Below are 24,840 nucleotides of genomic sequence, written 5' to 3'. Positions count from 1 at the left end.
GGGCCCTCACCGGGAACGACGGTTGTGGGTGCCCGGGGTGTAGCCGAAGGAGCGGTGGAAGACGTCGATGAAAGCGCTCGCGGAGGACCAGCCGCAGCGGTGGGCGACGGTCGTGACGGGGACGTCGTCGGCCAGCATGCGCAGGGCGTGGTAGAGCCGCGACTGGGTGCGCCACTGCGGGAAGGTCATGCCGAACTCGCCGCGGAACAGTCGGCTGAGGGTGCGTTCCGAGGCCCCGGTCGCGGCGCCGAGGGCGGACAGGGTGCGCGTATCGGCGGGGTCGGCGTGGACGAGCGCGCAGACCTCGGCCAGGCGGGGATCGGTGGGGGTGGGCAGCAGCAGGGGCTGCTGGGGCGAGGCGCGCAGCTGGTCGCGCAGGACGGCGAGCAGGCGGTGGCGTTCGGGGCTGTCGTCGGCGGGGTCGCGGGTGTAGGCGAGGATCAGCTCGCGCAGCAGCGGGCCGACGGCGAGGACGGTCGGGGCGTCCAGAGCGAGTGGGTTGTCGTCGGCGGGGAGGCCGACCAGGTGCAGGTCGAGCCGGCCGTGGGCGCGGTGGGCGTGGGCGGTGCCCGCGGGGACCCATATGGCGCGGGTACCGGGCGCGAACCAGGTGCCGGCGTCGGTGGTGACCGCGAGGACGCCGGAGCCGGCGTAGACGATCTGGTGGTCGTCGTGCCGGTGGGCGTCGATGCGTTCGCCTGCGGCGAGGTGCTGGGCACGGGTGGGCGCCGAAGGTGTGTAGCGGATGGCCCGGCGGCGGATCGCCCGGTGGCGGATGTTCGACATCAATGGGCAGATTATCGAAAGCGGGCCAGGCACCGCTGCGGCGAAGCTCGTCCGGTGTCCAAGAATCGTTCCCTCACGCTGATGTCGCTCGGTCACGCCTGTGTGGACGTGTACCAGGGCGCCGTCGCCGCCCTGGTGCCCTTCTTCGTCGCCGAGCGCGCCTATTCGTATGCGGCCGCGTCGGGCATCGTCCTGGCCGCGTCCCTGCTGTCGTCGGTCGTGCAGCCGCTGTTCGGCGCGCTCACCGACCGCTGGGCGATGCCGTGGCTGCTGCCGCTGAGCGCACTGACCGCGGGCTCGGGGGTCGCGCTGAGCGGGGTCGTCGGCTCCTATCCGCTCACCCTGGCGGCGGTCGCCGTGTCCGGGATCGGGGTCGCGGCCTACCACCCGGAGGCCGCCAGGGCCGCGCGAGCCGTCGCGCCCGGCGGCAACACGGGGATGGGGTGGTTCTCGCTCGGCGGCAACGCCGGCTTCGCCCTTGCCCCGCTGCTGGTCGCCGCCGTGATCGCCACGGGCGGGCTGAACGCCTCTCCCTTGCTCGCCGTGCCGGCCGTGGCGGGTGCGGCCCTGTGCGCGGCAGCGGTACGCGCCTCCCGGGTCCGCGCGCCGGCCGGACGGTCGGCCGAGAGCTCCGGAAGCGACGACTGGCCGTCGTTCCTGCGGCTCTCGGGCGCGGTGGTGTGCCGGTCGGTGGTGTTCGTCGGGCTCAGCGCCTTCGTTTCGCTGTACGTCCGTGAGCGCGTCGGCGGCGGGGACGTGGCCGGTACGGCGGCACTGTGCGTGCTCTACGCGGGCGGTGCCGTGGGCACGGTCCTCGGAGGCCGGCTCGCCGACCGGTACGGGCGCGTCGCCGTGGTGCGCCGGGCGTATGCGCTGACCGTGCTCGCCGTCGCCGGGGTGGTGCTCGTCCCGGGCCCCGCGGTGTATCTGTTCGTCGCCCTGACCTCGGCCGGCCTGTACGTGCCGTTCTCCCTGCACGTCACCCTCGGCCAGGACTGTCTGCCGGGACGGGTGGGTACCGCGAGCGGGGTCACGCTGGGCCTGACGGTGAGCGTCGGCGGGCTGGCCGCCCCGGCGCTCGGGGCGCTGGCCGACACCACGTCATTGCGGACCGCGCTGGTGCCGCTGATCGTCCTGCCCGCGCTGGGCGGCCTGCTGTTGAGGGGGCTTCGCGAGCCCGCACCGGTGCGACAGTCCGCTCCGCGCCTTCCGGTGCGGTGAGCGTCAGGCGGTCCCGGCCGGTGTCGGCTCCTCGCTGTCGTCGTCGATCGCGTGGGAGAGGAAGTCGTCCACCATGCGGTGGAAGAGCCCGGCCAGCTGCCGGAGCTCCTCGGGCGACCAGTCCGCCAGGGCCAGCTGCATACCGCGGGCGCCCGCGTCACGGATGCGGTCGATCGCCTGCTGACCGGTCTCGGTGAGCTGGATGCGCTGGGCGCGCCGGTCGTCGGGGTCGGGGACGCGCGTGACATAACCCGACTTCTGCAGCTGCTGGACGGTGCGGGTGACGTGGGAGGCCTCCACCCCCAGTCGGTTGGCCAGCTCCCCCGGGCGCATCGGTTCGGTGTCGGCGACCTGCCGCAGCAGCGCCACGGCGGCACGGTCCAGCGGCACCTCGGCCAGGGACATCAGCCGGTCGTGCTGACGGGCCCGGGTGCTCAGGTAGGTGATGCGGGTGAGCGCCCGCTCGATCTCGATGACTTCCGGGGACGCGGGGACGTCGGGGAGCGGCTGTGAGGACATACTCGCCAGTTTACCATCTTGTTGCGTAACTCAAGTAATCTACGGCAGGCGCTGAGCGCGGGTACCAGAGAGAACGCCGGCAGCCGACCTGGTGCCGGCGCTCCCCCGGAACACTCAGACCTCGGCCGCCGGGACCCCCGTTCGTACGGTCTCGTGCCAGGCCGCTCCGGTCGCGATCGCCTGCCGCCACCGCCGGATCGCCTTGGGCGGCATGCCCACCGCGAGAGCACCGCTGACGCGGTCGCCGGTGCGGTATCCGGCGACGAACCGGCGCTGCGCCAAGTCACCCTCCACGACGGCGACTTCGTCGTGCTCGCGCAGGAAGCCGTACGCCTGGATCTTCATGTCGTACTGGTCGGACCAGAAGTACGGCACGGGCGCGAACGGCTTGCGCGCCCCCTCGGCGGCGAGCAGGTTGCGGGCGGCCGCCATGCCCTGCTCGGCCGCGTTGGTGCGGTGCTCGATCCGCATCGAGGTGCCGAACAGCGGGTTGTACCAGCGGGCGACGTCGCCGGCCGCGTACACGTTCTTCGCGGCCTCGCAGTACTGGTCGCACACCAGCCCGTCGCCCACCGTGAGCCCGCCGCCCTCCAGCCACTCGGCGTTGGGCAGCGAACCGATGGCCACGAGCACCTCGTCCGCCTCGATCTCCTCGCCACCGGCGAGCCGGACGCCGTCCTCGGTCACCTCGGTCACGGTGACCCCGCAGCGCAGGTCGACGCCCCGGTCCACATGGGCCCGGGCCAGCATCCGCCCGACCTTTGCGCCGACCGCGTGCGCCAGCGGCACCGCGGCGGGTTCGAGGACGGTCACCTCGGCACCGAGGCGCCGGGCGACCGCGGCGGCCTCCGCGCCGAGGAAACCGGCGCCCACCACGACCAGCCGCTGCCCCGTCCCCAGCCGCTCCCGCAGCTTCAGCGCGTCGTCCAGGGTGCGCAGCACGTGCGCGCCCTCACCGGGCAGGCGGCGCGGCCGTACGCCGGTGGCGATGATCAGTCCGTCGTACGGCACCTCGGAGCCGTCGGCCAACTCCACTGTGCGGGAGACGAGTTCGAGGCCGGTCGCCGCGACACCGAGCCGCAGGTCGAGGTCGAGCGCGGCGAGGTCGGCGGGGGTGCGCAGGGCGAGCCGGTCCCGCTCCCACCCCGCTGCCAGGATCTGCTTGGACAACGGCGGTCGGTCGTAGGGGGGTTCGGGCTCCTCGCCGACGAGGGTGATCGTGCCGTCGTATCCCTCGCGGCGCAGTGTCTCGGCCGCCGAGAGACCGGCGGCCGAGGCGCCGACGACGGCGATCCGCCTCACGCCCGGACCAGCCGGATCGCCGCGGCAGGACAGACCGCGACGGCTTCCGTGACGTCGTCGACCTGGTCGTCGCCGACCTGTTCCGTCAGGAGGATCGCGATGCCGTCGTCGTCCTGGTCGAACACGTCCATGGCGGCGACCACACACTGTCCGGAGGCGACGCACTTGTCGGCTTCCAGTTCCACCTTCATGGGATTCCCCTTGTCTTTGTCGCGGTTGTCGTGGGTGGGAGGGAGCCGTTACCAGGCCACCGGCAGTTCGTGGATGCCGTAGATGAACGCGTCGTGCTTGAACTTCACGTCCTCCAGTGCGCAGGCGAGCCTGAGGGTCGGGATGCGCCGGTAGAGGGTGCCGTAGACGACCTGGAGCTCCATGCGGGCCAGCGGCTGGCCCAGGCACTGGTGGACGCCGAAGCCGAACGCGACGTGACGGCGGGCGTCGCGGGTGATGTCGAGGCGGTCGGGGTCCTCGAACACCTCGGGGTCGCGGTTGCCGATCTCGTTGACCATGATCACGCCCTCGCCGGCCCTGATGACCTGCCCGGCGATCTCGATGTCCTCGGTGACCGCGCGCCGGCGTCCCAGGTGCGTGATGTGCAGGTAGCGCAGCAGTTCCTCGACCGCCGAGGCGACGAGCTTCGGGTCGTCCGTGTCGCGCAACAGGGCGAGCTGGTCGGGGTGTTCGAGGAGGGCTGCGGTACCCAGCGTGATCATGTTCGCGGTGGTCTCGTGGCCCGCGATCAGCAGGAGCAGGGCCATCTCCGTGGCCTGACCGTGGGTCAGCTCTCCCGCGGCGACGCGCCCGGCGATGCCCGACAGGAGGTCGTCCTGCGGGCCGGTGAGGCGCTGGGCGATCTGACCGGCCAGATATCCGGCGATCTCCCGGGTCGCGGCACCGCGTTCCTCGGGGGTCGCGGTCGTGCGGACCATCGTCCTGGTGTTCTCCTGGAACATGGCGTGGTCGTCATAGGGCACACCGAGCAGTTCGCAGATGACCAGCGAGGGGATCGGCAGGGCGAACGCCACGACGAGGTCGACGGGACCGGGACCTGCCAGCATGTCGTCGATCAGGCCGTCCACGATCCGCTGCACGGCGGGCCTGAGGGCCTCGACCTTCCTGATGGCGAACGGTGCCGTCACCATCCGGCGCAGCCGGGCGTGTTCGGGGTCGTCCATCATGATGAAGCTGAGCTTGCCCTCGCCGGCCTCGGCACTGGCCTTGGTCGGATAGCCCGGCTGATCGGTGTCGGCGCTGACCCGGGGGTCGCCCAGGACGGCCCGCTGCTCGGCGTAGCGGGTCACCAGCCAGGGCTCACTGTCGTCCCACAGGCGCACCTTCGCGAGGGGCCCCTGCTCCTGGAGCTCCTTGAGGCCGGGCGGCGGGTCGAAGGGACAGCGGGAGGCACGCGGCATGGGGAACTCGGGGGCGGTGTCCGCGCCGTCGCGCGCGGGGCCGGCCAGGGTTTCGGCCATGGTTCTCCTCGGTGGTGGGGGCTCTGCCCGAGGGGCGGAGCGCCGGGGCGAAGTGATCGAGGCCTCGATGAACACATGCAAACAGACCGGGCTGACGTCATCCCGCCAGTGACCTGACAGGGAGCTGACGTGACCCGGATCACATACCTGGTGATCCGTCAACTCTCCTTAGGCACAAGCAAGTTGCACGGAGAGAGGCCTGTCCGGAGACAGCAGCGCCCACCGTTTGCAGCCGAACGCTCACGCCTCCGCGTCGGCGCGTCCCAGCCAGTAACCGAAGCCGCGGCGGGTATGGATGAGCTCGGGAGCCTCCTGGTCCACCTTGCGCCGCAGCCTGGAGACGAGCTGTTCGATCGCGTTGTCGCCTCGGTGGTCGCCCCAGACGTACCGGCCGATCTGCTCCTTGGACAGCACCCGGTGGGCGTTGACCAGCAGGTGACGCAGCAGCCGGTACTCGGCCGGGGTGAGATCCAGGCCGCGCGGTCCGCGACGGGCCTCGCACAGGGTGTCGTCCAGCACGAGGTCGCGGTAGCACAGGGCGCCACTCCGGGCGGGCCCCGCGCCCGTGCCGCGCAGCAGGACCTGCACCCTGGCCAGGAGGTCGGCCACGCGGAGCGGTTTGGTGACGTAGTCCCGGTCCCCGAGGCCCAGTTCGGGCACGATCCGGTCCAGGGACTCGTAGTCGATCAGCAGGAGCACCGGCGGGCGGCGGGCCAACGTCGGCCGGTTGCGGCCCAGTTCGGTCACGTCCGGCAGATTCGCGTCGACGACCACGAGATCGAACCGCTCACGGGTCAGCCGCGCCAGGCCCTCGGCGGCAGCGGCGACGGCGACGACCCGGTAGCCCGCCAACTCCAGTGTGGTGGAGAGCAGTTCGGCGGCATCCGAGTCACCCGCGACGATCAGGAGGCGCTGACCGGCACCGCGGGCGAGTGCCGGTCGCTCGCTGGAGTTGCCGTGCATGGACGAGACCGTTCGTCGGAGGGGGTCGCTCGCCCACCCTAGCGCCTTCCTTGCGTAACTCAAGCAATGCCTCCCCCGGACCGGATCCGCTACCGGGGCGGAGTGACCGGAGCCGTCCACATGGCGACCACGACGTCACCGAGACCGGTGGCGGCGTCGTGCCAGTTGGCGCGAGGCGTCGAGGTGTTCTCGGCGAGGGCCCGTTCCCGGTCGGCGGCCATGTGCACGATCAGATGGCGGGCCATCTCGGCGCGCTCGGCGCGGACGTCGGCGGGCAGTTCGGGCAGACAGCGGTTCAGGCCCTCGACGATCTGCCGGAGCGACGGCGAGGCCATGGACTCCTCGACCATGATCTGCTGGAGCACCGGGTCGGTCATGACCTGGGCGCAGAACCGGGCGAACCAGGTGGGGCTGCCCAGCGCGGCGAGATGTTCGGGCACGGGCCGGACCAGGCAGTCCACCCAGTCGCGTACGTCCGTGGAGCCACGGGCCCCGGCCAGCAGCCGGGCGCGGATCTCCTCGATACGGGTGTGGTGCTTGCGGGCGATCGCCCGGACCAAGTCGGCCTTGGTGCCGAAGTGGTAGCCGACCGCGGCGTTGTTGCCCTGCCCCGCGGCCTCGCTGACCTGACGGTTGGACACCGCGAGGACACCGCGCTCGGCGAAGAGCCGCTCGGCCGCGGTCAGGATCAGCTCCCGGGTCGCGTTGACCTGTTCCTCGCGTACCGTCCTGCCCGCCATGCCCACCACCGCACCGGGACTTCGCTGAGCCCTCCCACGGCCAGTCCCTCGAGCCGCCTGAGGTCCGCCGACGGTGCGGCGGGTTCCAGTGCCGGAAGCCTACGCAACCGCACGTCGAGAAGGGTGCGCAGGACTGCACGGTCCCCTCGGGGGGTCCGGCACCGGCCCAGTAAGCTAAGTCAAGCACCTGACTTAATTTCGGGTCGGCTGCCCCGCTCCCCTGCCCTGGAGGCTCTTTCATGTCCGACGCTCCCGCCAGAACCGCCGAAACGGGCGTGGTGGTCCCGCCGCGGCCGAACGCCGTGGTGGCGGTGCTGGCCTTCGCCGGAATCGTCGTCTCGCTGATGCAGACCCTGGTGATCCCGATCGTGCCGGAGCTGCCCAGACTGCTGGACGCCCCGGCCTCGGACACCGCGTGGGCGGTCACCGCGACGCTGCTCGCGGCAGCCGTGGCCACCCCGGTCGTCGGGCGGCTCGGCGACATGTTCGGCAAGCGCCGGATGCTGCTGGTCAGCGTGGTGATGCTGGTGGTCGGATCGGTGGTCTGCGGACTCAGCGACGCCCTGGTCCCGATGATCGTCGGCCGTGCCCTGCAGGGCCTGTCCTCCGGTGTCATCCCGCTCGGCATTAGCATCATGCGCGACGAACTGCCCGCCGAGCGCCTCGCCGGGGCCACCGCGCTGATGAGTGCCTCACTCGGCGTCGGCGGCGCCCTGGGCCTGCCGACCGCCGCGCTGATCGCGGACAACTTCGACTGGCACGTCCTGTTCTGGGCCTCGGCCGCGATGGGCGCGGCAGCCCTCGTCCTGGTTTTGGTGGTCGTGCCGGAGTCCCGGGTGCGCACCGGCGGCCGCTTCGACGCGGTCGGCGCGGTGGGCATGGCGGTCGGCCTGGTCTCCCTCCTGCTGGCCATCTCCAAGGGTGCCGACTGGGGCTGGGCCAGCGGCACCACGCTCGGCCTGTTCGCCGCGGCCGTTATCGTCCTGCTGGCCTGGGGCCTGTTCGAACTGCGCACCGCCCAGCCGCTGGTCGACCTGCGCACCACCGCCCGCCGTCAGGTGCTCTTCACCAACCTCGCCTCGATCGCGGTCGGCTTCTCGATGTTCGCGATGTCGCTCGTGCTCCCGCAGCTGCTCCAGCTGCCCACCCGGACGGGCTACGGCCTGGGCAGGTCCCTGCTGACCGCCGGACTGGTCATGGCCCCGTCCGGCCTGGTGATGATGGCCCTGGCCCCGGTCTCGGCGGCGGTCTCCAAGGCCAAGGGTCCGAAGGTGACGCTGATGATCGGCGCGCTGATCGTGGCCTGCGGCTACGGCCTGAACATCGTGCTGATGTCCGAGGTCTGGCACCTGGTGCTGGTCTCCTCCGTGATCGGCGCCGGCATCGGGTTCACGTACGGCTCCATGCCCGCGCTCATCATGGGCGCCGTACCCGCGTCCGAGACGGCGGCCGCGAACAGCCTGAACACCCTGATGCGGTCCATCGGCACTTCCTGTGCGAGTGCCATCGCCGGTGTCGTGCTGGCCCAGATGACCATCGACCTTGGCGGTTACGCGCTGCCGTCCGAGAACGGCTTCAAGACCGTCATGGCGATCGGCGCGGGTGCCGCCCTCCTCGCCTTCGCCATCGCCTCCTTCATCCCGCGCCCGCGCGCCGCGGTCCCGGCGGCGCCCCCGGCACCGGCCGCCGCGCAGACCTCGGCCGGAACGCCCTCGGGACTCTGACGCCACCAGGTCCTGCCCGAGGAGGACACACCCGTCGCGCGTACTGCGTTCTCAGTACGCGCGATGGTCGGCGGTGGTACGACGACGAGCGGAGCAGGTTGCGCAAGACTGGCGCTCCGGACCGTGGACGTGGGGACGCGTGGCCCACTCCGCCGGGACAGGTCGTGACGGCATGTCCGTAGGGCCGTCCCGGCATCGACCGGCCGGACTCGGTCGGCCGGTCTCCGCTGCCCCGGTCCCCCATCGCCTCGGCACGTCAAGATCGGACCCCATGACCATCCGCGTACTGCTCGCCGACGACCAGGCCCTGCTGCGGGCCACCTTCCGGATCCTCATCGACTCGTGCGACGACATGGAGGTGGTCGCGGAAGCCACCGACGGCGCCGCGGCGGTCGACCTCGCGCGTGTCCATCGCCCCGACGTGATCCTGATGGACATCCGCATGCCGGGGACCGACGGCCTTGCCGCCACGTCCGTGATCTGCGCGGATCCCGAGCTGTCCGAGACCCGGGTGCTGATCCTGACCACGTTCGAGATCGACGAGTACGTCGCCCAGGCGCTGCGGTCCGGCGCCAGCGGCTTCCTCGGCAAGGACGTCACCGCCGAGGCCCTGCTCGCCGGCATCCGCACCGTGGCGGCCGGCGACTCCCTGCTCTCCCCCGGCGCCACCCGTACCCTGATCACCCGCTTCCTCTCCGCTCCGGGCCTGGGCACCCGGCTCGCGGCCGCCGATGACCTGACCGGCCTCACCACCCGGGAACGGGAGGTGATGGCGTGGGTCGCCGAGGGGCACTCCAACGACGAGATCGCGCAGAAGCTCTTCGTCAGCCCACTGACGGTACGCACCCATGTCCACCGTGCGATGACGAAGCTGGGCGCCCGGGACCGCGCCCAGCTCGTCGTCATGGCCTACCAGTCCGGTCTGGTGCAGGCGCTGCCGCCCGAGGAGCGCTGACCCTCACCGCTCTGAGAGCTTCTCCAGCCACTGCTGGAGCAGAGCCGACTCCGCAGCCGTCAGCGTCGGCGGCACGTCGGCGCGCAGGCGGGCCGCCAGTGTCGCGGCCGCGACGGGCACCGGGCTCCCTTCCCGAGGCGTGGCGGTGCCGACGGGCCGGGTCACCGAATCCAGCACCGCGTCGCGCAGCCGCTGCGAGAACTTCGGGTCCGCGTACTGCTCGGGTCTGGTCAGCATCGACAGGGCCGCCCCGACATTGGCGGACATGATCATCTGCGTGGCCAGCGCGGGCGGCACCGTCAGCCGCCCCTCGGCCGCACAGCGCTCGAGGATGCCGTGCAGCAGGTCGTGCGCCTCCTGGGCGGCGGCCGGGGGCACGGTCAGCTCGGGTGAGTACATCAGGCGGTAGTGGCTGGGGTGCTCCAGCGCGAAGCGCATGTGGTTGTCCCAGCCGGTCTTAAGGTCCTCTACCGGATCCTCGCTCGGCCGCGCCTCCCGCTTGGACGCGAGATACCGCTCGAATCCCCGGTCGACCACGGCGGCCAGCAGACCGGCCTTGTCGCCGAAGAGCCGGTAGAGCATCGGCGCACCCACCCCGGCCTTCTCGCACACGGCACGCGTGGAGACATCGGCGGCCGAGGCACCGGCCAGCAGCTCGGTGGCCGCTTCCAGGATCTTTTCCCTCGCATCCATGCCCCCACGGTACGGCATTCGTAGCGCCGATACGAGATGAAGGTTACCGTCGCTACGATTCCGTGTTATCGTTGATACGAGTTCGACGTAGCAGTGATAACAGAGGAGGATGCAGTCATGACCACTCAGCCCCGGACGGAACAGCGTGTCGCGATCGTGACCGGCGGATCGCGCGGCATCGGACGGCAGATCGCCCAGCAGCTCGCCGCCGACGGGTTCGCGGTCGTCGTCGGGTACGCGGGCAACAAGGACGCCGCCGACGAGGCCGTGCGCGCCATCGAGGAGGCGGGCGGCACCGCGTACGCCGCCCGAGCGGACGTCGCCGACGAGACCGAGGTCGCAGCCCTGTTCGACCAGGCGGAGGCCACATACGGCGGTATCGACGCGGTGGTCCACGCTGCCGGCCGGATGCCCCTTTCCCCGATCGCTGAACTCGACCTCGCCGAGCTCGACTCCCTGTACCGCACCAACATCCGCGGCACCTTCGTCGTCGACCAGCAGGCCGCGCGCCGGCTGCGCACTGGCGGCGCGCTCGTCAACCTCTCGAGCTCGGTCGTGGGCCTGGCCTTCCCCGGCTACGGCGCCTACGCGGCCAGCAAGGGCGCGGTCGAGGCCGTCACCCTGATCCTCGCGCGTGAGCTCCGCGGCCGTGACGTCACCGTCAACGCGGTGGCCCCCGGACCGACGGCGACCGACCTCTTCTTGGACGGCAAGGACGAGGAGACCGTCGCCCGCCTGGCGGCACAGCCCCCGCTGGAGCGGCTGGGGACCCCCCAGGACATAGCTTCCGTGGTGTCGTTCCTGGTCAGCCCGGCCGGTCACTGGGTCAACGGACAGGTGCTGCGAGCCAACGGAGGCATCATCTGACCTGCGTCATCCGGCATCCGCGCCCACCGACGCCAACTCCGCTCCACACCCCGGCTGTCCGACCCTCCGCCTACGATCGGCGGATGCGGCCCCACTTCACCGGCACCTCCTTGATAACCGACGACGTCCCGGCGCTCGCCGCCTTCTACGCGAGAGTCCTCGACGCGGAGGTGGAGGGCGAGGCGCCCTTCGCCCGGGTGACGGTCCCCGGCGCCGTCCTCTCCTTCTTCTCCACCCGGAGCATGGAGTCGATGGTGCCCGGTTCGACGGCCACCGCCGCGAGCGGGAGCTTCACCGTGGAGTTCCGGGTCACCGACGTGGACGCACGCCACGAACGGCTGGCGGCCCAGGGTGTCGAGGTACTCAAGCCGCCGACCACCCAGCCGTGGGGCCGCCGGTCGGTGTGGCTGCGGGACCCCGACGGCAACATCGTGAACCTGTACCAAGAGGTCTGAGCAGCCCCCAGGGCGGCGCCCGTTCAGGGGAAACCGGTACGCGGAGCGCGTGACCGCCGGTGCTCGCGTCGACAACTCACCCGTGACCCTCCCCTTGATCCCGCCCATGCTCGCCACCCCCGGCGCCCTGCCGCCCCCCTCACAGGACGCCCGCTGGGCCTACGAGACCAAGCAGGACGGCCAGCGAGTGGTGGTCTACCTCGCCGGGAACGGCGACGTCGTGCTGCGTGCCCGGTCAGGGGAGGAGATCACCGGCGCCTATCCCGAACTGCGGTCGCTGGGCGGTGCGCTCGGCGCCACACCCGCCGTGCTCGACGGGGAGATCCTGGCGCTGGACGAACAGGGCCGTGCGGACTTCCAGTTGCTGCAGCCGCGCATGCAGTTGGCCCACTCCCCCGGCAGAGCCGCGCGCCGGGCGGCCGAAGCGCCCGTCCATCTCGTGCTGTTCGACGTGATGCACCTGGGGCGGCGCTCGCTCCTCGCCCTGCCCTACGCACAGCGGCGCGCTCGACTGGACGAACTGGAGCTCACCGGCCCGCACTGGTCGACACCCGCCGCCCTCGTCGGTCATGGCGAGCAAGCCCTGCGCGCCACTCGTGAACACGGTCTGGAAGGCCTGGTCTGCAAGCGGCTCGACTCGGTGTACGAACCCGGGGTGCGCTCCCGCGCCTGGATCAAGATCCGCAACATGCGCAGCGAGGACGTCGTCGTGGGCGGCTGGCTGCCCGGCAAGGGCAGGCTCACGGGTCTGCCGGGCGCGGTGCTGGTCGGACAGCGCGGCGGCGGGCGGCTGCGCTACGTCGGCAATGTGGGCACCGGCTGGAGCGAGGCGGAACGGACAGAGCTGGCCTCGCTGTTGGCCACCGCGGCGACGGACGTGTGTCCCTTCGATCCCGCGCCGCGGGTCCCGGGTGCGCACTGGGTTCTGCCCCGGCTGGTCGGTGAGGTCCGCTACAGCACCCGTACCCGGGCGGGGTTGCTGCGTCAGCCGTCCTGGCTGCGGCTGCGGCCGGACCTCGCGCCGGAGGACTCATCGGCCGACCTCCCCGACGCACCTGGGTGATCCGAACTATTGGGCCGGTCGTAACCGGAGTGACGCCTTCGACCTCTTGGCGCGGACATGAAAAGCCGGGAAGCTGAACTCCCCAGTAACCCCACAGCCGTTGGGCTGCGCCCGGACCACGAGGAGGACGCAGTGGCGTCACCGTCGTTCAAGAAGCACCGCACGAGATGGTTCACCGGCCTGGCCGGCGCCGCCGCGCTCGTCGTCGCCTTCCCCTCCGCCGCGTTCGCCGCCCCGCCCAAGGCGCTGCCCGCCAACGCCGAGAGCGCCGAGTACACCTACCAGCCGGCCTTCGACTACGACACCGACGGCTGCTACTCGACGCCCGCCATCGGCCCCGACGGCACGATCAACGGCGGTCTGAATCCGACGGGTTCGCTCAGCGGCGAGTGCCATGACGCCTCGGACCTCGACAACACCAACACGTACTCGCGCTACAAGTGCAACAACGGCTGGTGCGCCTATATGTACGGCCTGTACTTCGAGAAGGACCAGGCGATAGCGAACAGCAGCATCGGCGGGCACCGGCACGACTGGGAGCACGTCGTGATCTGGGTGCAGAACGGCACGATCCAGTACGTGTCGACCTCCAACCACGGTTCGTTCACGGTGAGCGCGGCCTCCGGCGTCCGCTTCGACGGCTCGCACGCGAAGATCGTCTACCACAAGGACGGCGTCAGCACGCACTGCTTCCGGCTGGCCAACTCGGGCGACGAGCCGCCGGAGAACGCCAAGGGCACCTGGCAGTACCCGCCGCTGGTCGGCTGGAACGGCTACCCGTCGGGGCTGCGCGACAAGTTGAGCGCGTACGACTTCGGCAGCGCCAACTTCGGTCTCAAGGACGCCAATTTCGCGGCCCATCTGACGTCGGCGAAGCCGTCGGGGATCTCCTTCGACCCCAACGCCTGACCCGGTGACACGATCGGGCGCTGGACCTAGGTCCCCCGCACCCGCGGGTTCCGTCCCGCGCCCGATCCCCACCGGCCCGCACCCGGCATAGCGTCCCGTTCATGGACACCAGCGATACGAGCGACACGAGCGGACACCTCGAGGAGGCCCTGGACCGCGTCCACGCGTCCGGCCCGGAGCGAGAGGGCTGGCTGAGCAACCACGCCCCCATGGTCGTCGAGGCACTCGCCAGGCACGGGCAGGCCGGCTCGGTGCACCGGTGGCTGGACCTCTACCGGGACAAGCTGGAGGACTTCCCCGACCGCACGGCTCCCGTCACGGACGACAACTGGCCCTCGGCGCTGGGTGATCCGCGCCGGATCGCGGACTGGACCGACCATTTCTCCCGCACGCTCGCCGAACGCCCCTGGAAGGACGTGCTCGCCGAGTGGTGGCCGCGCCTGCTGCCGGGCCTGTACGGCGGGGCCACGCACACGGTCATCCGGGTCGGCCACGCCGTCCGGGCGGTGGCGGCCGAGGAGAACGGGCCCCGGCTCACCGAACTCGCCCACGCGCTGGGCTACTGGGCGGCACGCCACCAGCCCATGACGGGTCTCGTGGCGCTGCCGGGTGCGGCGACCGCCACGGACGCCCTGGACTCCGTACCCGCGATCGAGCCGGGGCACGTGGGGTTCCGGAACCGTCTGGCCGCCGTACGCCGACTGCCCGTGTGGGCGCAGGAGGTGACCGACCCGGACACCGCGAAGGAGCGGCTCACCGAACTCGTCCGTGCCGCGACCCATCGCTACGCCACCCACGGTCATGGCGAGCCGACCATGCTCGTCCACGCGGCCACGGCCCCCAACGCCGTGCTGCGGACCCTGGATTCCCTCCCCCGCGACCAGTGGGTACCCAGCCTGCACGCGGCCTGGACCGCGTCGGCGGCGGTGACGGCGATGTACGCGCCCGTGGCACCGGTCGCCTACGCCCCTCCCGCGCACCTGGCGCCCGAAGAGGTCGTGGAACGAGCCCTCGACCACGGCGACGAGCACGTCATCAAGCTCACCGACACCGCCCTGGACATCGGCGACGAACAGGCCCTCGCGGCCGCCCTCCGCTCGGTCGAACTGAGCGAGCCGCTCGCCTGAGCCCCGCCACGTCACACGTGGGGTTCTCCGACCATGCTCCGGCCCGCGGTGACTCCGGGCGGCCGGCCGTGGTTGGCACCACCGCGGCGGACAGCGATCCCGTGCAGGCAGACCCCGCCCGCGTCCCCGGGCCCGCGCCACTGCTCGACCAGGTCCGGCCCGTTGACCTCAGCCCCCACACACAAGCCAGGGCCGACCACCGTGCCCTGACGCGGCTCACCACCCGACCAGACCACATCCGCCGGCCTCAGCAACCCACCCCAACCACCCCACAAACCAGGCACCGGACGCCACCGCATCCCTCGCCCCCGCTCACCACTCGACCAGGCCCGGCCCCGCCACCCTTGGCAACCGACCCGAACCGCCCCACAGCTCAGCCGCCGGAGGCCACCGCGTCGCCGAGCGGTGTTCGGCCGTACAGCACGTGGTGGCCCTGTCGTCGTGAGGCGAGCAGACCCGCTTCGCGCAGGATCGACAGATGGGCGGAGACGGTCGAGGGGGCGAGGCCGTGGCGGTGGGCAAGGTCGGTCGTCGAGGACGGGTCCTCGAGGCCGGCCAGGATGGCCGCGCGCTGCCGTCCCAGCAGTCGTGCGAGCGCCTCCGAGAGGCGCGGTGTCTCGTCGCTGTGCAGTCCGCCCATGCCGCGGGCGGGATAGATGACCGTCGGCTGCCAGGGCCGGGCGAAGCCGCTCACCACGTCCGGCCAGACGAACACACTCGGCATGAGCAGCACGCCCCGCCCGTCGGCGAGTTGGGCGTCCGTCATGTCCCCGCGCACGGGAAGGGTGAGGCTCCCGTCGGCCCAGTCGACGTCCGGGTGCAGACCGGCGAACAGCGCGTCCAGGCCCGCGTCCGCCATCTGCCGGGTCCGGTGGGCGATGTCGGCCTCCAGCACGGCACGGTGGCGTGCCCAGTCCGGGGCGACCAGCGCCCGCCAGGCCTGTTCGGTGAGCTCGGCGAGGCGCCGCACGGCAGCGGCGGGGTCGTCGAGGGCGGCCCGGCCCTGCGGCGGCTCGGCGAGCCCCGGTGTGCAGGCGAGCGAGCGGGCCATCTCGGTGTGGGCCAGGGCGGGGTCGGTGGCGCGCACGCGGGCCAACTCGTCCTCGAAGCAGGGATACGGCTCCTCCGGCGGCGGCCCCAGGAAGTCCGGGGTGTAGCCGCCGGCCGGAGGGATGAACAGCCACAGCGGGGACAGGTCGAGCCCGGCCACGGCGGGCGCGGCACGGCGCAGCCAGGCCCGGTGATAGCCGTGCCGGGCGGACCGGCGCAGCATGCGCAGCGCCTCGTGGGTCTGGCACAGCGGGGAGACCGCGAACCTGCACCGGCCGAGGTCGTCGGTCCCCAGACGCAGCGTGAGCGGCACAGCGGCTCCCCCGGCACCTGTGAGTGATTCGTCCTGGATCGAAAGAGTAGAACCCCCGCCCCTGCCCCCGCACGCTTGCCGTCTCCGACTCCCCTCCCCGGAAGGCATGTGCATGGGCAGCGCAGGTCCGGCCCCCCGGCGCAGGGCCGCCGTCGTCGCGGCGCTGATGCTGGCGGCGTTCACCTTCAACACCACCGAGAACCTCCCGGTGGGTCTGCTGACCCTGATGGCGGGCGATCTGCGGGTCTCGCTCACGGCGGTGGGCGCGCTGGTCACCGGCTACGGCCTGGCGGTGGCCGTCGGCTCGCTGCCGCTGGCCCACGTCACCCGGTCCGTGCCGCGCCGGCATCTGATGTCCGGACTGCTCGCGGTGCTCGTGGTGGCCAGCTGGATCTCCGCGCTCGCCGCCGTGTCGTACGGCCTGCTGCTGGCGGCTCGCGTGGCGACCGCGCTGGCGCAGGCGCTGTTCTGGGCGGTGATGGGGCCGGTCGCGGTCGGGCTGTTCGCGCCCGAGCGCCGGGGCCGGATCATCGGGCTGCTCTCGGTCGGCGGTTCGCTGGCCACGGTCGCCGGGGTACCGGCGGGGACCTGGCTGGGCGGGCACAGTGGCTGGCGGGTGCCGTTCGCGGTCCTCGGCTCGCTCGCCGTCGTATCGCTGGCCGTGGTGGCCGTACTGCTGCCGACCTCGCGGCCGCAGGAGAGCCATTCGGCGTACGGGGCCGCCCCCGACCGGCGCCGGTTCGCGGTCGTGCTCACGACCACGGCGCTCTCGGTGACGGGGGCGTTCACCGGGTTCACGTACATCGTGGCCTTCCTCGACGAGGTGAGCGGGTTCGGCCAGGACGCGGTGAGCGCGGTGCTCATGGCGTTCGGGGCGGCGGGGCTGGCCGGGGTCACGGTGACCGGGCCTCTGCTGGACCGGTTTCCGCGGGCCACGCTGACCGTGCCGGTGGCGGGACAGACCGTCGCTCTGGTCGGCCTGTACGTGGGCGGCAGCAATCGGGGCGCGACCGTCGTGCTGCTGATGCTGCTGGGCGCCTCGGTGGGGCCGCTGTTCATGGCGACGCAGAGCCAGGTGCTGCACGTGGCGCCGGGACGCACCGAGACGGCCCTCGCCGCCAACTCGGCCGCGTTCAACGTGGGCGTGGCCGTCGGCGCCCTGCTCGGCGGCGCGCTGCTGTCCCTGACCGGGATCCGCGGCACCTTCCTGGCGGGCGGGCTGCTGACGGCGGTGGCGCTGGTGGTGCTGTCCTGGCCGGAGCCGGTCGTCTCGCGGGCGGCGGTGGACGCACCCGAGCCGGGCATCCGATGATGGCCGAATGGATCTTCACGAGGAAGTGCCCGCCGCTGTTGACACCGAGGCCCTGCTCGCCCTCGCCGACTCCCACCACGCCCGTCCCGCGCGGCCGTTGGGCACCGGGGAGGCCGCCGGTCACCTGGTGAAGGTGTACGCGCTGGAGGCGCCCGGCCGCACCGTCTCCGACCAGGACGCCGAGGCCGGGCTGCGGATCGCCGCGCGGCACCTCGGACTCGGGCCGCTGCGGGGTTCCCTGGGGCTCGCCGTCCTGATCGTGCACGCCGGCGGCGACGGCGACTACGTCCTGGTCCACAGCTGGATCGAGGGCGACATGGCGGACCTGGCGATCTTCGCCGGCCCGGTGGGCAAGCCCGACGCGCTGCGGCCCGGCCGGGCGGGCCTCGCGCCCTGCGTCTGGGAGGCCGCCGTGCTCGCCCACGAGCGGGACGCGTACTCCCAGCACGTCCTGGACGGCACCGGGTCGCTCGCCGAACGGCTCACCGCCTGGGGAGCGGACACGATCGCGGGCGACGTCCGATGAGCGACGCTCCACTCGTCCGGCACGCCGAGCGCGCCGACCTCCTCGCGGTCGCCGAACTCGCCGCCCGGCACGCGGAGTACGAGCGGGCGGCGCCGCCCCCGGACGACCTGTCCGACCGGCTGGCCGCGCTCCTCTTCGACACCTCCGCGCCCCGCCTGCGCTGCCTGGTGGCCGAACTCCCGGACGGCTCACTCGTCGGCTACGCCACCTGCTCGCCCGAACTCTCCACCTGGGAGGGCCGCGAGTACCTGCACATGGACTGCCTGTTCCTGCTGCCCGGGCACCGCGGTCTCGGACTCGGCGTCCTGCTCATGGACGCCGTGTCCGCCGAGGCACGCGCGCTGGGACTCGGCGAGGTGCAGTGGCAGACGCCGACGTGGAACGACGGGGCGATCCGCTTCTACGACCGGATGGGCGCCCGCGCCAGGCAAAAGGTGCGCTACTCCCTACCCGTTGCTCCCTGAGCGTCAAACACCGAACCTCCGCAGGGTCTATCGTGTCCCGCATGTCCCTCCCGGAACTGATCCGCATCGTCTCCCGTGACTCGCCGATGGCACTGGCTCAAGTGGAGCGTGTCAGAAGCGAGTTGGCAGCCCTGTACCCCGGTGTGCGCACCGAGGTCGTGCCGGTGAAGACGACCGGTGACAAGTGGATGGGCGACCTGTCCAAGGTCGAGGGCAAGGGCGCGTTCACCAAGGAGGTCGACGCCGCACTGCTGGCCGGTGAGGCCGATCTCGCGGTGCACTGCGTGAAGGACGTGCCCGCCGACCGGCCGCTCCCGGCGGGCACCACGTTCGCGGCGTTCCTGAAGCGGGACGACATCCGCGACGCCCTGATCCACCCGGGCGGCCTCACTCTGGACGAGCTCCCGGAGGGGACCCGGATCGGCACCTCCTCGGTGCGCCGCGTGGCCCAGCTGGCCGCCACCCACCCGCACCTGGAGTGTGTGCCGTTCCGCGGCAACGCCAACCGTCGGCTGGCCAAGCTGGCGGCCGGCGAGGCGGACGCGCTGCTGCTCGCGGTCTCCGGCCTGGAACGCATCGGCCGCGAGGACGTGATCAGCGAGATCCTCTCCCCCGATACGATGATGCCGCCGATCGGCGCGGGCATCCTCGCGCTCCAGTGCCGGGAGGGCGACACCGAGCTGATCGACACGGTCAGCGCGCTGGGTGATCCGGACACGTTCCGGGAGGCCACCGCCGAGCGGATGTTCCTGCACGTCCTGCAGGGCCACTGCAACAGCCCGATCGCGGGGTACGCGCGGGTGGACCACAGCGACGAACTTTCCCTGCGCGCCTGTGTGTTCACCCCGGACGGCAAGACACGGCTGAACGCCCACGAGTGGGCGGGCCGCCTCGATCCGGCCACGCTGGGCACCTCGGTCGCCGTGGCGCTGCTGCGTCAGGGCGCCCGCGAGATCATCGACGGCATTCCCCACTGACCACAGGGACGGTTCAGGCCGTGCCCTCTTCGGCCTGGTCCCGCAGGAAGTTGCTCACCTGGCAGGCCAGGCCCTCGCGGCCCACGCCCGGGTGGGTGGCTCCCTCGCCGAGTCCGATACCGCCCGCCCACAGCCGGCGGTCGGCCCACTCGTCGTCGACCCGCAGCTGGATCTGCACGTCGATCTGGCCGAGGCTCGCCTCCGGTCCCGCGGCGAACAGCACGGCGGTGGCGCGGCGCAGCGGGTAGACGTCGAAGCCCTCGATGAACTGCGAGTTGCGCCAGTCGATGAAGGCGCTCTCGCCGTCGGGGCCGATCCGCACGTCGATCTGCCCGTCCTCGAGATGGACGGTCGGATGCAGGTCGCCGCGGTTCTCGACGGTCACACGGACGCTGAAGTACGTCAGCCCTTCGGCGGCGTCGTCGCGTCCACGCGGCGGCTCGGCCGCCTCCAGACGGTGGACGCGGACACGCAGACCGGCATGCTCGTCGTACTCCTGCCAGTCCCCGACCACGTTCGGCTCGTACACAGTGCACCTCTTCGACCTCAGAGAGCTGCTTCCTATCTGTGTGCTCAATGCACTGTCAAATGAGCAGAATGCGCTGTGGCCAGGGAATTCACCCCCTTTGATCGCTGATCAAGCCGTGCGCAGGAAGAATCCGTCGAGCGGCCGGAAAATCCCTTCCGCGGGCGTGCCGTACATCACGTTCCGCGCGCATGATCAACGGGCCAGACGGCCGAGGAGCGAGGACGCCGCGGTGATGCCGAGCGCGGCGGCCACGGCCAGCACCCCGAAGTCGAGCGCCAGATGGGCGTGGGTGCCGAGGAGGAGGCCGCGCAGGGCGTCGACTTCGTAGCTGAGCGGGTTCACCTTGCTCACGGCCTGGAGCCAGCCCGGCATGACGGACAGCGGGTACAGGGCGTTGGAGCCGAAGAAGAGCGGCATGGTGATGGCCTGCCCGATGCCCATCAGGCGGTCCCTGCTGAGCACGATGCCGGCGATGGTCATCGACAGGCAGGAGAAGAACGCCGAGCCGAGGATCACGATCGCCCCGACACCGAGGAGCTTGAGCGGGTTCCAGGTCAGGGACACCCCGAGGAGGGCGGCGATGACGATGACGACGACGGCCTGGATCAGCGACTTCACGCCGGCCGCGAAGGCCTTCCCGGTGGTGAGCGCCGAGCGCGGGGTGGGCGTGACCAGGAGCTTGTTGAGGACGCCGGCGTCCCGCTCCCAGATGATCTGGATGCCGTAGAAGATCGCGATGAACATCGCCGACTGGGCGATGATGCCGGGCGCCAGATAGTCGATGTAGGGGATGCCCTCGGTGGGGATCGCCTTGATGCGGGTGAAGGTCTGGCCGAAGATCAGCAGCCACAGGGCGGGCTGGACCGCGCGGGTGTAGAGCTCGGTGCGGTCGTGGCTGAGCTTCTGCAGTTCCACGGCACACATCGCCACGACCCGGGCGGGCAGCACTCGCCAGCCCGCGCGGGGCTCCGGCGGGCGGAGCAGCAGACTGATGGAGCTCGGGTCAGCCGACACGGTTCGCGGTGCGGCGGGTACTTCGGACATCGCGGAAATCCCCTCCTTCGTCTTCGAGTCCGCTGCCGGCGACGTCACGGAAGACGTCCTCCAGGGTCGGCAGGGTGTCGGTGCCCCGGCTCTCGGCAAGGCCCCGCCGGAGTTCGTCGGGGGTGCCGAGGGCGCGGATGCGGCCGCGGTGCATGAGACCGACCCGGTCGCAGTACTGGTCGGCCTCGTCCATGTAGTGGGTGGTCACGAGGACCGTCATGCCGGTCGCCTCACGCACGGCGTTGATGTGCTCCCACACGCCGGTGCGGGCGATCGGGTCGAGGCCGATGGTCGGCTCGTCGAGGATCAGCAGCCGGGGCGCGCTGACCAGGGCCTGGGCGAGCTCCAGCCGGCGGACCATACCGCCGGAGTAGGTGCCGGCGAGCCGGTCGGCGGCTTCGGTGAGGTCGACCGCCGCCAGTGCCTGGGCGACGCGTTCGGCGCGTTCCCTGCGGGCGACGTCGAAGACCCGGGCGAACAGGGTGACGTTCTCCCGGCCGGTCAGGTTCGCGTCGGCGGACAGCTGCTGCGGGACGTAGCCGAGCAGCCGGCGTACGGCCATCGCGTCGGTGGCGGTGTCGCGGCCGAAGACGTGGATCATGCCGGCCGGGACGGGGAGCAGGGTGGTGATGCAGCGGATGGCGGTGGTCTTGCCGGCGCCGTTGGGACCGAGCAGTCCGAAGACCTCACCCTCTGCGACGGTCAAGTCCAGCCCGTCCACGGCGTTGGTGTCACCGAAGGTGTAGGCGAGCCCCGTACAGGAAACAGCTTCGGGTGTCATGTCTCCTCGGCCTCCTCGTGCAGAGTGACGGCGAGCGCGCGCAGCGCGGGGAGCGCGGCGCGCAGGGCCTCCTGATCGGCCGCGTCCAGCCGGGTGATGTGCCGGCTCACGAGCGCGACCCGCCGCTGCTTCCAGTCCCCGAGCCGCGCCTCGGCCTTCTCGGTGAGCAGCAGACGGGCGGCGCGCCGGTCCGCGGGGTCGGTCTCACGGACCAGGTGACCTTCCTTGACCAGCTGGTTGACCAGGGTCGAGACGGAGTTCCCGGCCAGACACAGCTCCTTGGCGGCGTCGGAGACGCCGATGCCGGGCCGTGACTCGACCAGGCGCAGCAGTTCGACCTCGGCGCCGCGCAGCCGCGGCACGGTCAGTCCGGCGCGCAGCCTGCGCCTGAGCAGCCGTTGGACACCGACAAGGGCGTCGGCCAGCTCTTCAGGGAAGGTCTCCTCGTTCACAACGCGAGGTTATCTCTGTGACAGAGGTATCTCGCCCAAGAGCCGGTCAAACACATATCAGATGATTAGCTCCCTTTGTTTCATTTCATCCGAGAACGGGAATCAGCAGACAAGTGCTTCGGACAGGAGGCACGTCTCCGTGGGAGCCCGTCCATCGGGCCCCGGATGTCCTTCCTCACGTCCGCATGCGCGCCTCCCACGGTGTCTGTCCATCCAGCACCACAGGGAGGTGCGCGGCATGTCGTCCGTCGCCACCAGAAGACAACCTCATCCGCACGACGACGCCCCCGACACCGACAAGGCGTTCGTGCGCCTGGCGCGGCTGCCCGACGGTCCGGAACGCAAGGCTCTGCGGGACGAGCTGGTCGAGCTCTGGCTGCCCATGGCCGAGCGGATCGCCGTCCGGTTCCGGGGCCGCGGGGAGTCCCTCGAAGACCTCTACCAGGTGGCCGCCCTCGGGCTCGTCAAGGCGGTCGACCATTACGACCCGGCACGCGGGAGCGCCTTCGAGGCGTACGCGGTGCCGACCGTGACCGGTGAGATCAAGCGGCACTTCCGCGACCACATGTGGACGCTGCACGTGCCGCGCCGGGTGCAGGACCTGCGCAACCGGGTCCGGCAGGCCTCGAAGGAGCTCGCCCAGACGCCCGGGCGGGCGCCCACCGTCGCCGAGATCGCCGAGCGGGCGCAGCTGACCGAGGACGAGGTACGCACCGGTGCCGAGGCACTGGAGTGCTTCTCGGCGCTGTCGCTGGAGGCGGAGATGCCCGGCACCGACGGCTACGCCCTGGGCGACGCGCTCGGCGGCCCCGACCCCGGCTTCGACGTGGTGGTCGACCGGGTGGCCGTCAGGCCGTGCCTGGAGGCCCTGCCGGAGCGCGAGCGGACCATTCTGTACCTGCGCTTCTTCCAGGGCATGACACAGAGCGGCATCGCCGAGGAACTGGGCATCTCGCAGATGCATGTCTCCCGGCTGCTCAGCACGTGCTTCGCGCACCTGCGCGAGGAGGTCATGGCCGACGCCGACTGAACCCGAGGGGCACCGTCACTCGGGTGGCGTCCCCGGGATCTGCGTCGGGCCGTAACGGTCGAGGGCGTCTTCCAGCTCGGCCCGGATCTCCGGCGGGATGTCTCCGGACCGTCCCCAGATGAGGATCAGGTCCGCGACGTTGCGCAGCTTGATGTTCGTGTGCTGGGAGACGTCCTTCAGTACTTCCCAGCCCTGGTCCGGGGTGACCCTGCCGAGCGCGACGACCATACCGATGGCCTGGTCCACGACCGCGTGCGAGGCCATCGCTTCCTTGAGCTGGCCGATCTCCTCCTGCAGGGCGAAGATCCGGTCCGACTCGTCGGCGGGTTCGTTCGGTATGGCTGGCACTCATCCATCCTGTCACTCGGACAGGCCCGCGCCACCGGGCGTCAGGCGTACGGGCCGCCGTTTCGGTGCCACATCCGGGGTACTCGGCAGGCGCCCGAGGCGGTTCCGGACGGACACTGGTCGAAGACCGCCCGGTGGCCGCCGGCCGACGAGAGCAGGACGCGACTGCCATGAACCACGATCCGAGACATCCCACCGCGACCGCGGATGTCGTCTCCACGCACCATGTGTTCGGCGCCCCCTGCTGGGTCAGCCTGACCAGCCGTGACCAGCAGGCCACGGAGGAGTTCTACGGGGCCGTGCTCGGGTGGGAGTGGAAGCCCCTGAAGCTCGGCGAGCGCTTCCGGGTCGCGCTGGTGGACGGCACGCCGGTCGCCGGGATCGCGGCGGTGGCGTCGATGTGGCAGATGGCGGTGGCCTGGACCGCGTACTTCGCGGTGCCCAGCGCGGACGAGGCAGTGGCCCGGGTACAGGAACGCGGCGGCACCCTGGCCGTCGGCCCGCTGTCCTTCCCGCCCGGCCGGGCGGCCCTGCTCTCGGACCGCGACGGCGCGGCCTTCGGCGTGTGGGAGGGCGAGCTCGTCGCCAACTGGGAGGTGTGGCGACGCGCCCAGCCGGCCTTCGTGCGGCTGCACACCCGCGACGCGTTCGACGCCGCGATCTTCTACGGCGAGGTCCTCGACTGGGCGACGGAGCGTCCCGGCGGCTGCGAGGTCCGCTACGAGGGCGGCGAGGTGGTGCTGCGCAGCAGGGGCGACGTGGTGGCGCGCATCGAGTCGGGGGCGCTGGGCTCGGCCCCCGACCCCGGCATCCGGCCGCACTGGCAGGTCCACTTCGCCGTCGCGGACGTGGCGGCCTGCGCCAAGGCGGCGGAGGTCCACGGCGGCAGCGTGCTCTCCCACAGCGGCGACGAGGCCGTCCTGCGCGACCCCGACGGCGCCCAGTTCACGGTCACCTCACGCCGCGTCCGCTGAAGGCGAGCACCGAGAACCCCACCGTCGCAGCCGCGGACACGGCGGCCAGCCCCAAGACGGCCGAGACCCCACGGCAGCAGCGCCCTCTCCCACAGCGGCAACGAGCCATGCCGCGCGACCCCGACGCCGCCCAGTTCACGGTCACCTCACGCCGCGTGCACTGAAGGCGAGCACCGAGAACCCCACCGTCGCAGCCGCGGACACGGCGGCCAGCCCCAAGACGGCCGAGACCCCACGGCAGCAG

Annotated in this window: 28 protein-coding genes; 14 read left to right on the top strand and 14 right to left on the bottom strand. The window is 71.7% G+C overall.

What is annotated here, in order from left to right:
- Window positions 1-6: 6 nt before the first annotated feature.
- Window positions 7-786: a helix-turn-helix transcriptional regulator gene (locus tag M2157_RS44780; protein WP_280868061.1), complete on the bottom strand. Its 780-nt coding sequence runs from the start codon at window positions 784-786 to the stop codon at window positions 7-9.
- Between the two features lie 81 nt (window positions 787-867).
- Between M2157_RS44780 and M2157_RS44775 the strand changes: the two genes are divergently transcribed.
- Entirely contained in the window at window positions 868-2,007 is a 1,140-nt protein-coding gene (locus tag M2157_RS44775) for an MFS transporter (RefSeq protein WP_280868362.1), read from the top strand.
- Window positions 2,008-2,010: 3 nt separating this feature from the next.
- Here M2157_RS44775 and M2157_RS44770 read toward each other — a convergent pair whose 3' ends face one another.
- The 6 genes from M2157_RS44770 to M2157_RS44745 all read right to left on the bottom strand — a co-directional run bounded on the left by M2157_RS44770 (window position 2,011) and on the right by M2157_RS44745 (window position 7,003).
- Window positions 2,011-2,526, bottom strand: coding sequence for a MarR family transcriptional regulator (locus M2157_RS44770; RefSeq protein ID WP_280868060.1), 516 nt, complete (start codon window positions 2,524-2,526; stop codon window positions 2,011-2,013).
- Window positions 2,527-2,640: 114 nt separating this feature from the next.
- Entirely contained in the window at window positions 2,641-3,828 is a 1,188-nt protein-coding gene (locus M2157_RS44765) for an FAD-dependent oxidoreductase (protein WP_280868059.1), read from the bottom strand.
- On the bottom strand, window positions 3,825-4,019 hold the full coding sequence (locus tag M2157_RS44760; protein WP_280868058.1) for a ferredoxin: 195 nt from the start codon (window positions 4,017-4,019) through the stop codon (window positions 3,825-3,827). Before M2157_RS44760 ends, M2157_RS44765 begins: the two co-directional genes overlap by 4 nt.
- A gap of 48 nt (window positions 4,020-4,067) precedes the next feature.
- A complete protein-coding gene (locus M2157_RS44755) occupies window positions 4,068-5,300 on the bottom strand; it encodes a cytochrome P450 (RefSeq protein WP_280868057.1) in 1,233 nt (410 codons plus the stop codon).
- A gap of 240 nt (window positions 5,301-5,540) precedes the next feature.
- A complete protein-coding gene (locus M2157_RS44750) occupies window positions 5,541-6,263 on the bottom strand; it encodes a response regulator transcription factor (RefSeq protein WP_280855405.1) in 723 nt (240 codons plus the stop codon).
- A gap of 89 nt (window positions 6,264-6,352) precedes the next feature.
- Entirely contained in the window at window positions 6,353-7,003 is a 651-nt protein-coding gene (locus tag M2157_RS44745; RefSeq protein ID WP_280855406.1) for a TetR/AcrR family transcriptional regulator, read from the bottom strand.
- Between the two features lie 239 nt (window positions 7,004-7,242).
- On the opposite strand from M2157_RS44745, the gene M2157_RS44740 reads away from it, so the two are divergent.
- Window positions 7,243-8,727: an MFS transporter gene (locus M2157_RS44740; protein WP_280868056.1), complete on the top strand. Its 1,485-nt coding sequence runs from the start codon at window positions 7,243-7,245 to the stop codon at window positions 8,725-8,727.
- A gap of 271 nt (window positions 8,728-8,998) precedes the next feature.
- Window positions 8,999-9,682: a response regulator transcription factor gene (locus M2157_RS44735; RefSeq protein ID WP_280855408.1), complete on the top strand. Its 684-nt coding sequence runs from the start codon at window positions 8,999-9,001 to the stop codon at window positions 9,680-9,682.
- A gap of 3 nt (window positions 9,683-9,685) precedes the next feature.
- On the opposite strand, the gene M2157_RS44730 is transcribed toward M2157_RS44735, so the two are convergent.
- Window positions 9,686-10,375: a TetR/AcrR family transcriptional regulator gene (locus M2157_RS44730; protein WP_280855409.1), complete on the bottom strand. Its 690-nt coding sequence runs from the start codon at window positions 10,373-10,375 to the stop codon at window positions 9,686-9,688.
- Between the two features lie 117 nt (window positions 10,376-10,492).
- Between M2157_RS44730 and M2157_RS44725 the strand changes: the two genes are divergently transcribed.
- The 5 genes from M2157_RS44725 to M2157_RS44705 all read left to right on the top strand — a co-directional run bounded on the left by M2157_RS44725 (window position 10,493) and on the right by M2157_RS44705 (window position 14,796).
- A complete protein-coding gene (locus M2157_RS44725; RefSeq protein ID WP_280855410.1) occupies window positions 10,493-11,242 on the top strand; it encodes an SDR family oxidoreductase in 750 nt (249 codons plus the stop codon).
- A gap of 83 nt (window positions 11,243-11,325) precedes the next feature.
- Complete coding sequence (locus M2157_RS44720; RefSeq protein WP_280855411.1) at window positions 11,326-11,697, top strand: VOC family protein; 372 nt, start codon at window positions 11,326-11,328, stop codon at window positions 11,695-11,697.
- A gap of 82 nt (window positions 11,698-11,779) precedes the next feature.
- The gene (gene ligD, locus M2157_RS44715) at window positions 11,780-12,760 is read left to right on the top strand and encodes a non-homologous end-joining DNA ligase (RefSeq protein ID WP_280855412.1); all 981 of its coding nucleotides are present in this window, start codon (window positions 11,780-11,782) and stop codon (window positions 12,758-12,760) included.
- Between the two features lie 132 nt (window positions 12,761-12,892).
- Window positions 12,893-13,669, top strand: a complete 777-nt coding sequence (locus M2157_RS44710) for an NPP1 family protein (protein ID WP_280868055.1) — start codon at window positions 12,893-12,895, stop codon at window positions 13,667-13,669.
- A gap of 101 nt (window positions 13,670-13,770) precedes the next feature.
- The gene (locus M2157_RS44705; protein ID WP_280868054.1) at window positions 13,771-14,796 is read left to right on the top strand and encodes a questin oxidase family protein; all 1,026 of its coding nucleotides are present in this window, start codon (window positions 13,771-13,773) and stop codon (window positions 14,794-14,796) included.
- A 373-nt stretch (window positions 14,797-15,169) separates the two neighbouring features.
- Here the strand turns inward: M2157_RS44705 and M2157_RS44700 are convergent, their stop codons facing one another.
- Entirely contained in the window at window positions 15,170-16,159 is a 990-nt protein-coding gene (locus M2157_RS44700) for a DUF5937 family protein (protein ID WP_280868053.1), read from the bottom strand.
- A 112-nt stretch (window positions 16,160-16,271) separates the two neighbouring features.
- Here M2157_RS44700 and M2157_RS44695 point away from each other — a divergent pair, with 112 nt between their 5' ends.
- Genes M2157_RS44695 through hemC form a run of 4 tightly spaced genes read left to right on the top strand, consistent with a single transcriptional unit; the run spans window position 16,272 to window position 19,438 of the window.
- The gene (locus M2157_RS44695; protein ID WP_280868052.1) at window positions 16,272-17,471 is read left to right on the top strand and encodes an MFS transporter; all 1,200 of its coding nucleotides are present in this window, start codon (window positions 16,272-16,274) and stop codon (window positions 17,469-17,471) included.
- Between the two features lie 7 nt (window positions 17,472-17,478).
- Window positions 17,479-17,997 (top strand): hypothetical protein, encoded by a 519-nt coding sequence (locus tag M2157_RS44690; protein WP_280855415.1) that lies wholly within the window; start codon window positions 17,479-17,481, stop codon window positions 17,995-17,997.
- Complete coding sequence (locus M2157_RS44685; RefSeq protein WP_280868051.1) at window positions 17,994-18,461, top strand: GNAT family N-acetyltransferase; 468 nt, start codon at window positions 17,994-17,996, stop codon at window positions 18,459-18,461. The genes M2157_RS44690 and M2157_RS44685 overlap by 4 nt, the downstream gene beginning before the upstream one ends.
- Window positions 18,462-18,502: 41 nt before the next feature.
- Window positions 18,503-19,438, top strand: coding sequence for a hydroxymethylbilane synthase (hemC, locus tag M2157_RS44680; protein ID WP_280855417.1), 936 nt, complete (start codon window positions 18,503-18,505; stop codon window positions 19,436-19,438).
- 13 nt (window positions 19,439-19,451) lie between these two features.
- On the opposite strand, the gene M2157_RS44675 is transcribed toward hemC, so the two are convergent.
- The 4 genes from M2157_RS44675 to M2157_RS44660 form a co-directional block, all read right to left on the bottom strand.
- Window positions 19,452-19,967 carry a hypothetical protein gene (locus M2157_RS44675; RefSeq protein ID WP_280855418.1) on the bottom strand — a complete coding sequence of 172 codons (516 nt, stop codon included), beginning with the start codon at window positions 19,965-19,967 and terminating at the stop codon, window positions 19,452-19,454.
- A gap of 192 nt (window positions 19,968-20,159) precedes the next feature.
- Window positions 20,160-21,011, bottom strand: coding sequence for an ABC transporter permease (locus M2157_RS44670; protein ID WP_280868050.1), 852 nt, complete (start codon window positions 21,009-21,011; stop codon window positions 20,160-20,162).
- On the bottom strand, window positions 20,971-21,792 hold the full coding sequence (locus tag M2157_RS44665; RefSeq protein ID WP_280855420.1) for an ATP-binding cassette domain-containing protein: 822 nt from the start codon (window positions 21,790-21,792) through the stop codon (window positions 20,971-20,973). Before M2157_RS44665 ends, M2157_RS44670 begins: the two co-directional genes overlap by 41 nt.
- Entirely contained in the window at window positions 21,789-22,244 is a 456-nt protein-coding gene (locus M2157_RS44660; protein ID WP_280855422.1) for a MarR family transcriptional regulator, read from the bottom strand. Before M2157_RS44660 ends, M2157_RS44665 begins: the two co-directional genes overlap by 4 nt.
- 238 nt (window positions 22,245-22,482) lie before the next feature.
- Here M2157_RS44660 and M2157_RS44655 point away from each other — a divergent pair, with 238 nt between their 5' ends.
- Entirely contained in the window at window positions 22,483-23,274 is a 792-nt protein-coding gene (locus tag M2157_RS44655) for a SigB/SigF/SigG family RNA polymerase sigma factor (protein WP_266520063.1), read from the top strand.
- A gap of 15 nt (window positions 23,275-23,289) precedes the next feature.
- Here the strand turns inward: M2157_RS44655 and M2157_RS44650 are convergent, their stop codons facing one another.
- Window positions 23,290-23,622 (bottom strand): ANTAR domain-containing protein, encoded by a 333-nt coding sequence (locus M2157_RS44650; protein ID WP_280855423.1) that lies wholly within the window; start codon window positions 23,620-23,622, stop codon window positions 23,290-23,292.
- Window positions 23,623-23,792: 170 nt separating this feature from the next.
- Here M2157_RS44650 and M2157_RS44645 point away from each other — a divergent pair, with 170 nt between their 5' ends.
- Window positions 23,793-24,596, top strand: coding sequence for a VOC family protein (locus M2157_RS44645; protein ID WP_280855424.1), 804 nt, complete (start codon window positions 23,793-23,795; stop codon window positions 24,594-24,596).
- The last annotated feature ends 244 nt before the right edge of the window (window positions 24,597-24,840 follow it).

The sequence above is a fragment of the Streptomyces sp. SAI-127 genome (assembly GCF_029894425.1).
GTDB lineage: Bacteria > Actinomycetota > Actinomycetes > Streptomycetales > Streptomycetaceae > Streptomyces.
The sequence above is the reverse complement of the archived record's forward strand: the minus strand, read 5'-3'. Positions and strand labels throughout refer to the sequence as shown.

Excerpts from the sequence above, each read along its gene's own strand:
- M2157_RS44780 (WP_280868061.1), bottom strand. The coding sequence starts at position 786 with ATGTCGAACATCCGCCACCGGGCGATCCGCCGCCGGGCCATCCGCTAC.
- M2157_RS44775 (WP_280868362.1), top strand. The coding sequence starts at position 868 with ATGTCGCTCGGTCACGCCTGTGTGGACGTGTACCAGGGCGCCGTCGCC.
- M2157_RS44770 (WP_280868060.1), bottom strand. The coding sequence starts at position 2,526 with ATGTCCTCACAGCCGCTCCCCGACGTCCCCGCGTCCCCGGAAGTCATC.
- M2157_RS44760 (WP_280868058.1), bottom strand. The coding sequence starts at position 4,019 with ATGAAGGTGGAACTGGAAGCCGACAAGTGCGTCGCCTCCGGACAGTGT.
- M2157_RS44755 (WP_280868057.1), bottom strand. The coding sequence starts at position 5,300 with ATGGCCGAAACCCTGGCCGGCCCCGCGCGCGACGGCGCGGACACCGCC.
- M2157_RS44750 (WP_280855405.1), bottom strand. The coding sequence starts at position 6,263 with ATGCACGGCAACTCCAGCGAGCGACCGGCACTCGCCCGCGGTGCCGGT.
- M2157_RS44745 (WP_280855406.1), bottom strand. The coding sequence starts at position 7,003 with ATGGCGGGCAGGACGGTACGCGAGGAACAGGTCAACGCGACCCGGGAG.
- M2157_RS44740 (WP_280868056.1), top strand. The coding sequence starts at position 7,243 with ATGTCCGACGCTCCCGCCAGAACCGCCGAAACGGGCGTGGTGGTCCCG.
- M2157_RS44735 (WP_280855408.1), top strand. The coding sequence starts at position 8,999 with ATGACCATCCGCGTACTGCTCGCCGACGACCAGGCCCTGCTGCGGGCC.
- M2157_RS44730 (WP_280855409.1), bottom strand. The coding sequence starts at position 10,375 with ATGGATGCGAGGGAAAAGATCCTGGAAGCGGCCACCGAGCTGCTGGCC.
- M2157_RS44725 (WP_280855410.1), top strand. The coding sequence starts at position 10,493 with ATGACCACTCAGCCCCGGACGGAACAGCGTGTCGCGATCGTGACCGGC.
- M2157_RS44720 (WP_280855411.1), top strand. The coding sequence starts at position 11,326 with ATGCGGCCCCACTTCACCGGCACCTCCTTGATAACCGACGACGTCCCG.
- M2157_RS44705 (WP_280868054.1), top strand. The coding sequence starts at position 13,771 with ATGGACACCAGCGATACGAGCGACACGAGCGGACACCTCGAGGAGGCC.
- M2157_RS44695 (WP_280868052.1), top strand. The coding sequence starts at position 16,272 with ATGGGCAGCGCAGGTCCGGCCCCCCGGCGCAGGGCCGCCGTCGTCGCG.
- M2157_RS44690 (WP_280855415.1), top strand. The coding sequence starts at position 17,479 with ATGGATCTTCACGAGGAAGTGCCCGCCGCTGTTGACACCGAGGCCCTG.
- M2157_RS44685 (WP_280868051.1), top strand. The coding sequence starts at position 17,994 with ATGAGCGACGCTCCACTCGTCCGGCACGCCGAGCGCGCCGACCTCCTC.
- hemC (WP_280855417.1), top strand. The coding sequence starts at position 18,503 with ATGTCCCTCCCGGAACTGATCCGCATCGTCTCCCGTGACTCGCCGATG.
- M2157_RS44670 (WP_280868050.1), bottom strand. The coding sequence starts at position 21,011 with ATGTCCGAAGTACCCGCCGCACCGCGAACCGTGTCGGCTGACCCGAGC.
- M2157_RS44665 (WP_280855420.1), bottom strand. The coding sequence starts at position 21,792 with ATGACACCCGAAGCTGTTTCCTGTACGGGGCTCGCCTACACCTTCGGT.
- M2157_RS44655 (WP_266520063.1), top strand. The coding sequence starts at position 22,483 with ATGTCGTCCGTCGCCACCAGAAGACAACCTCATCCGCACGACGACGCC.
- M2157_RS44645 (WP_280855424.1), top strand. The coding sequence starts at position 23,793 with ATGAACCACGATCCGAGACATCCCACCGCGACCGCGGATGTCGTCTCC.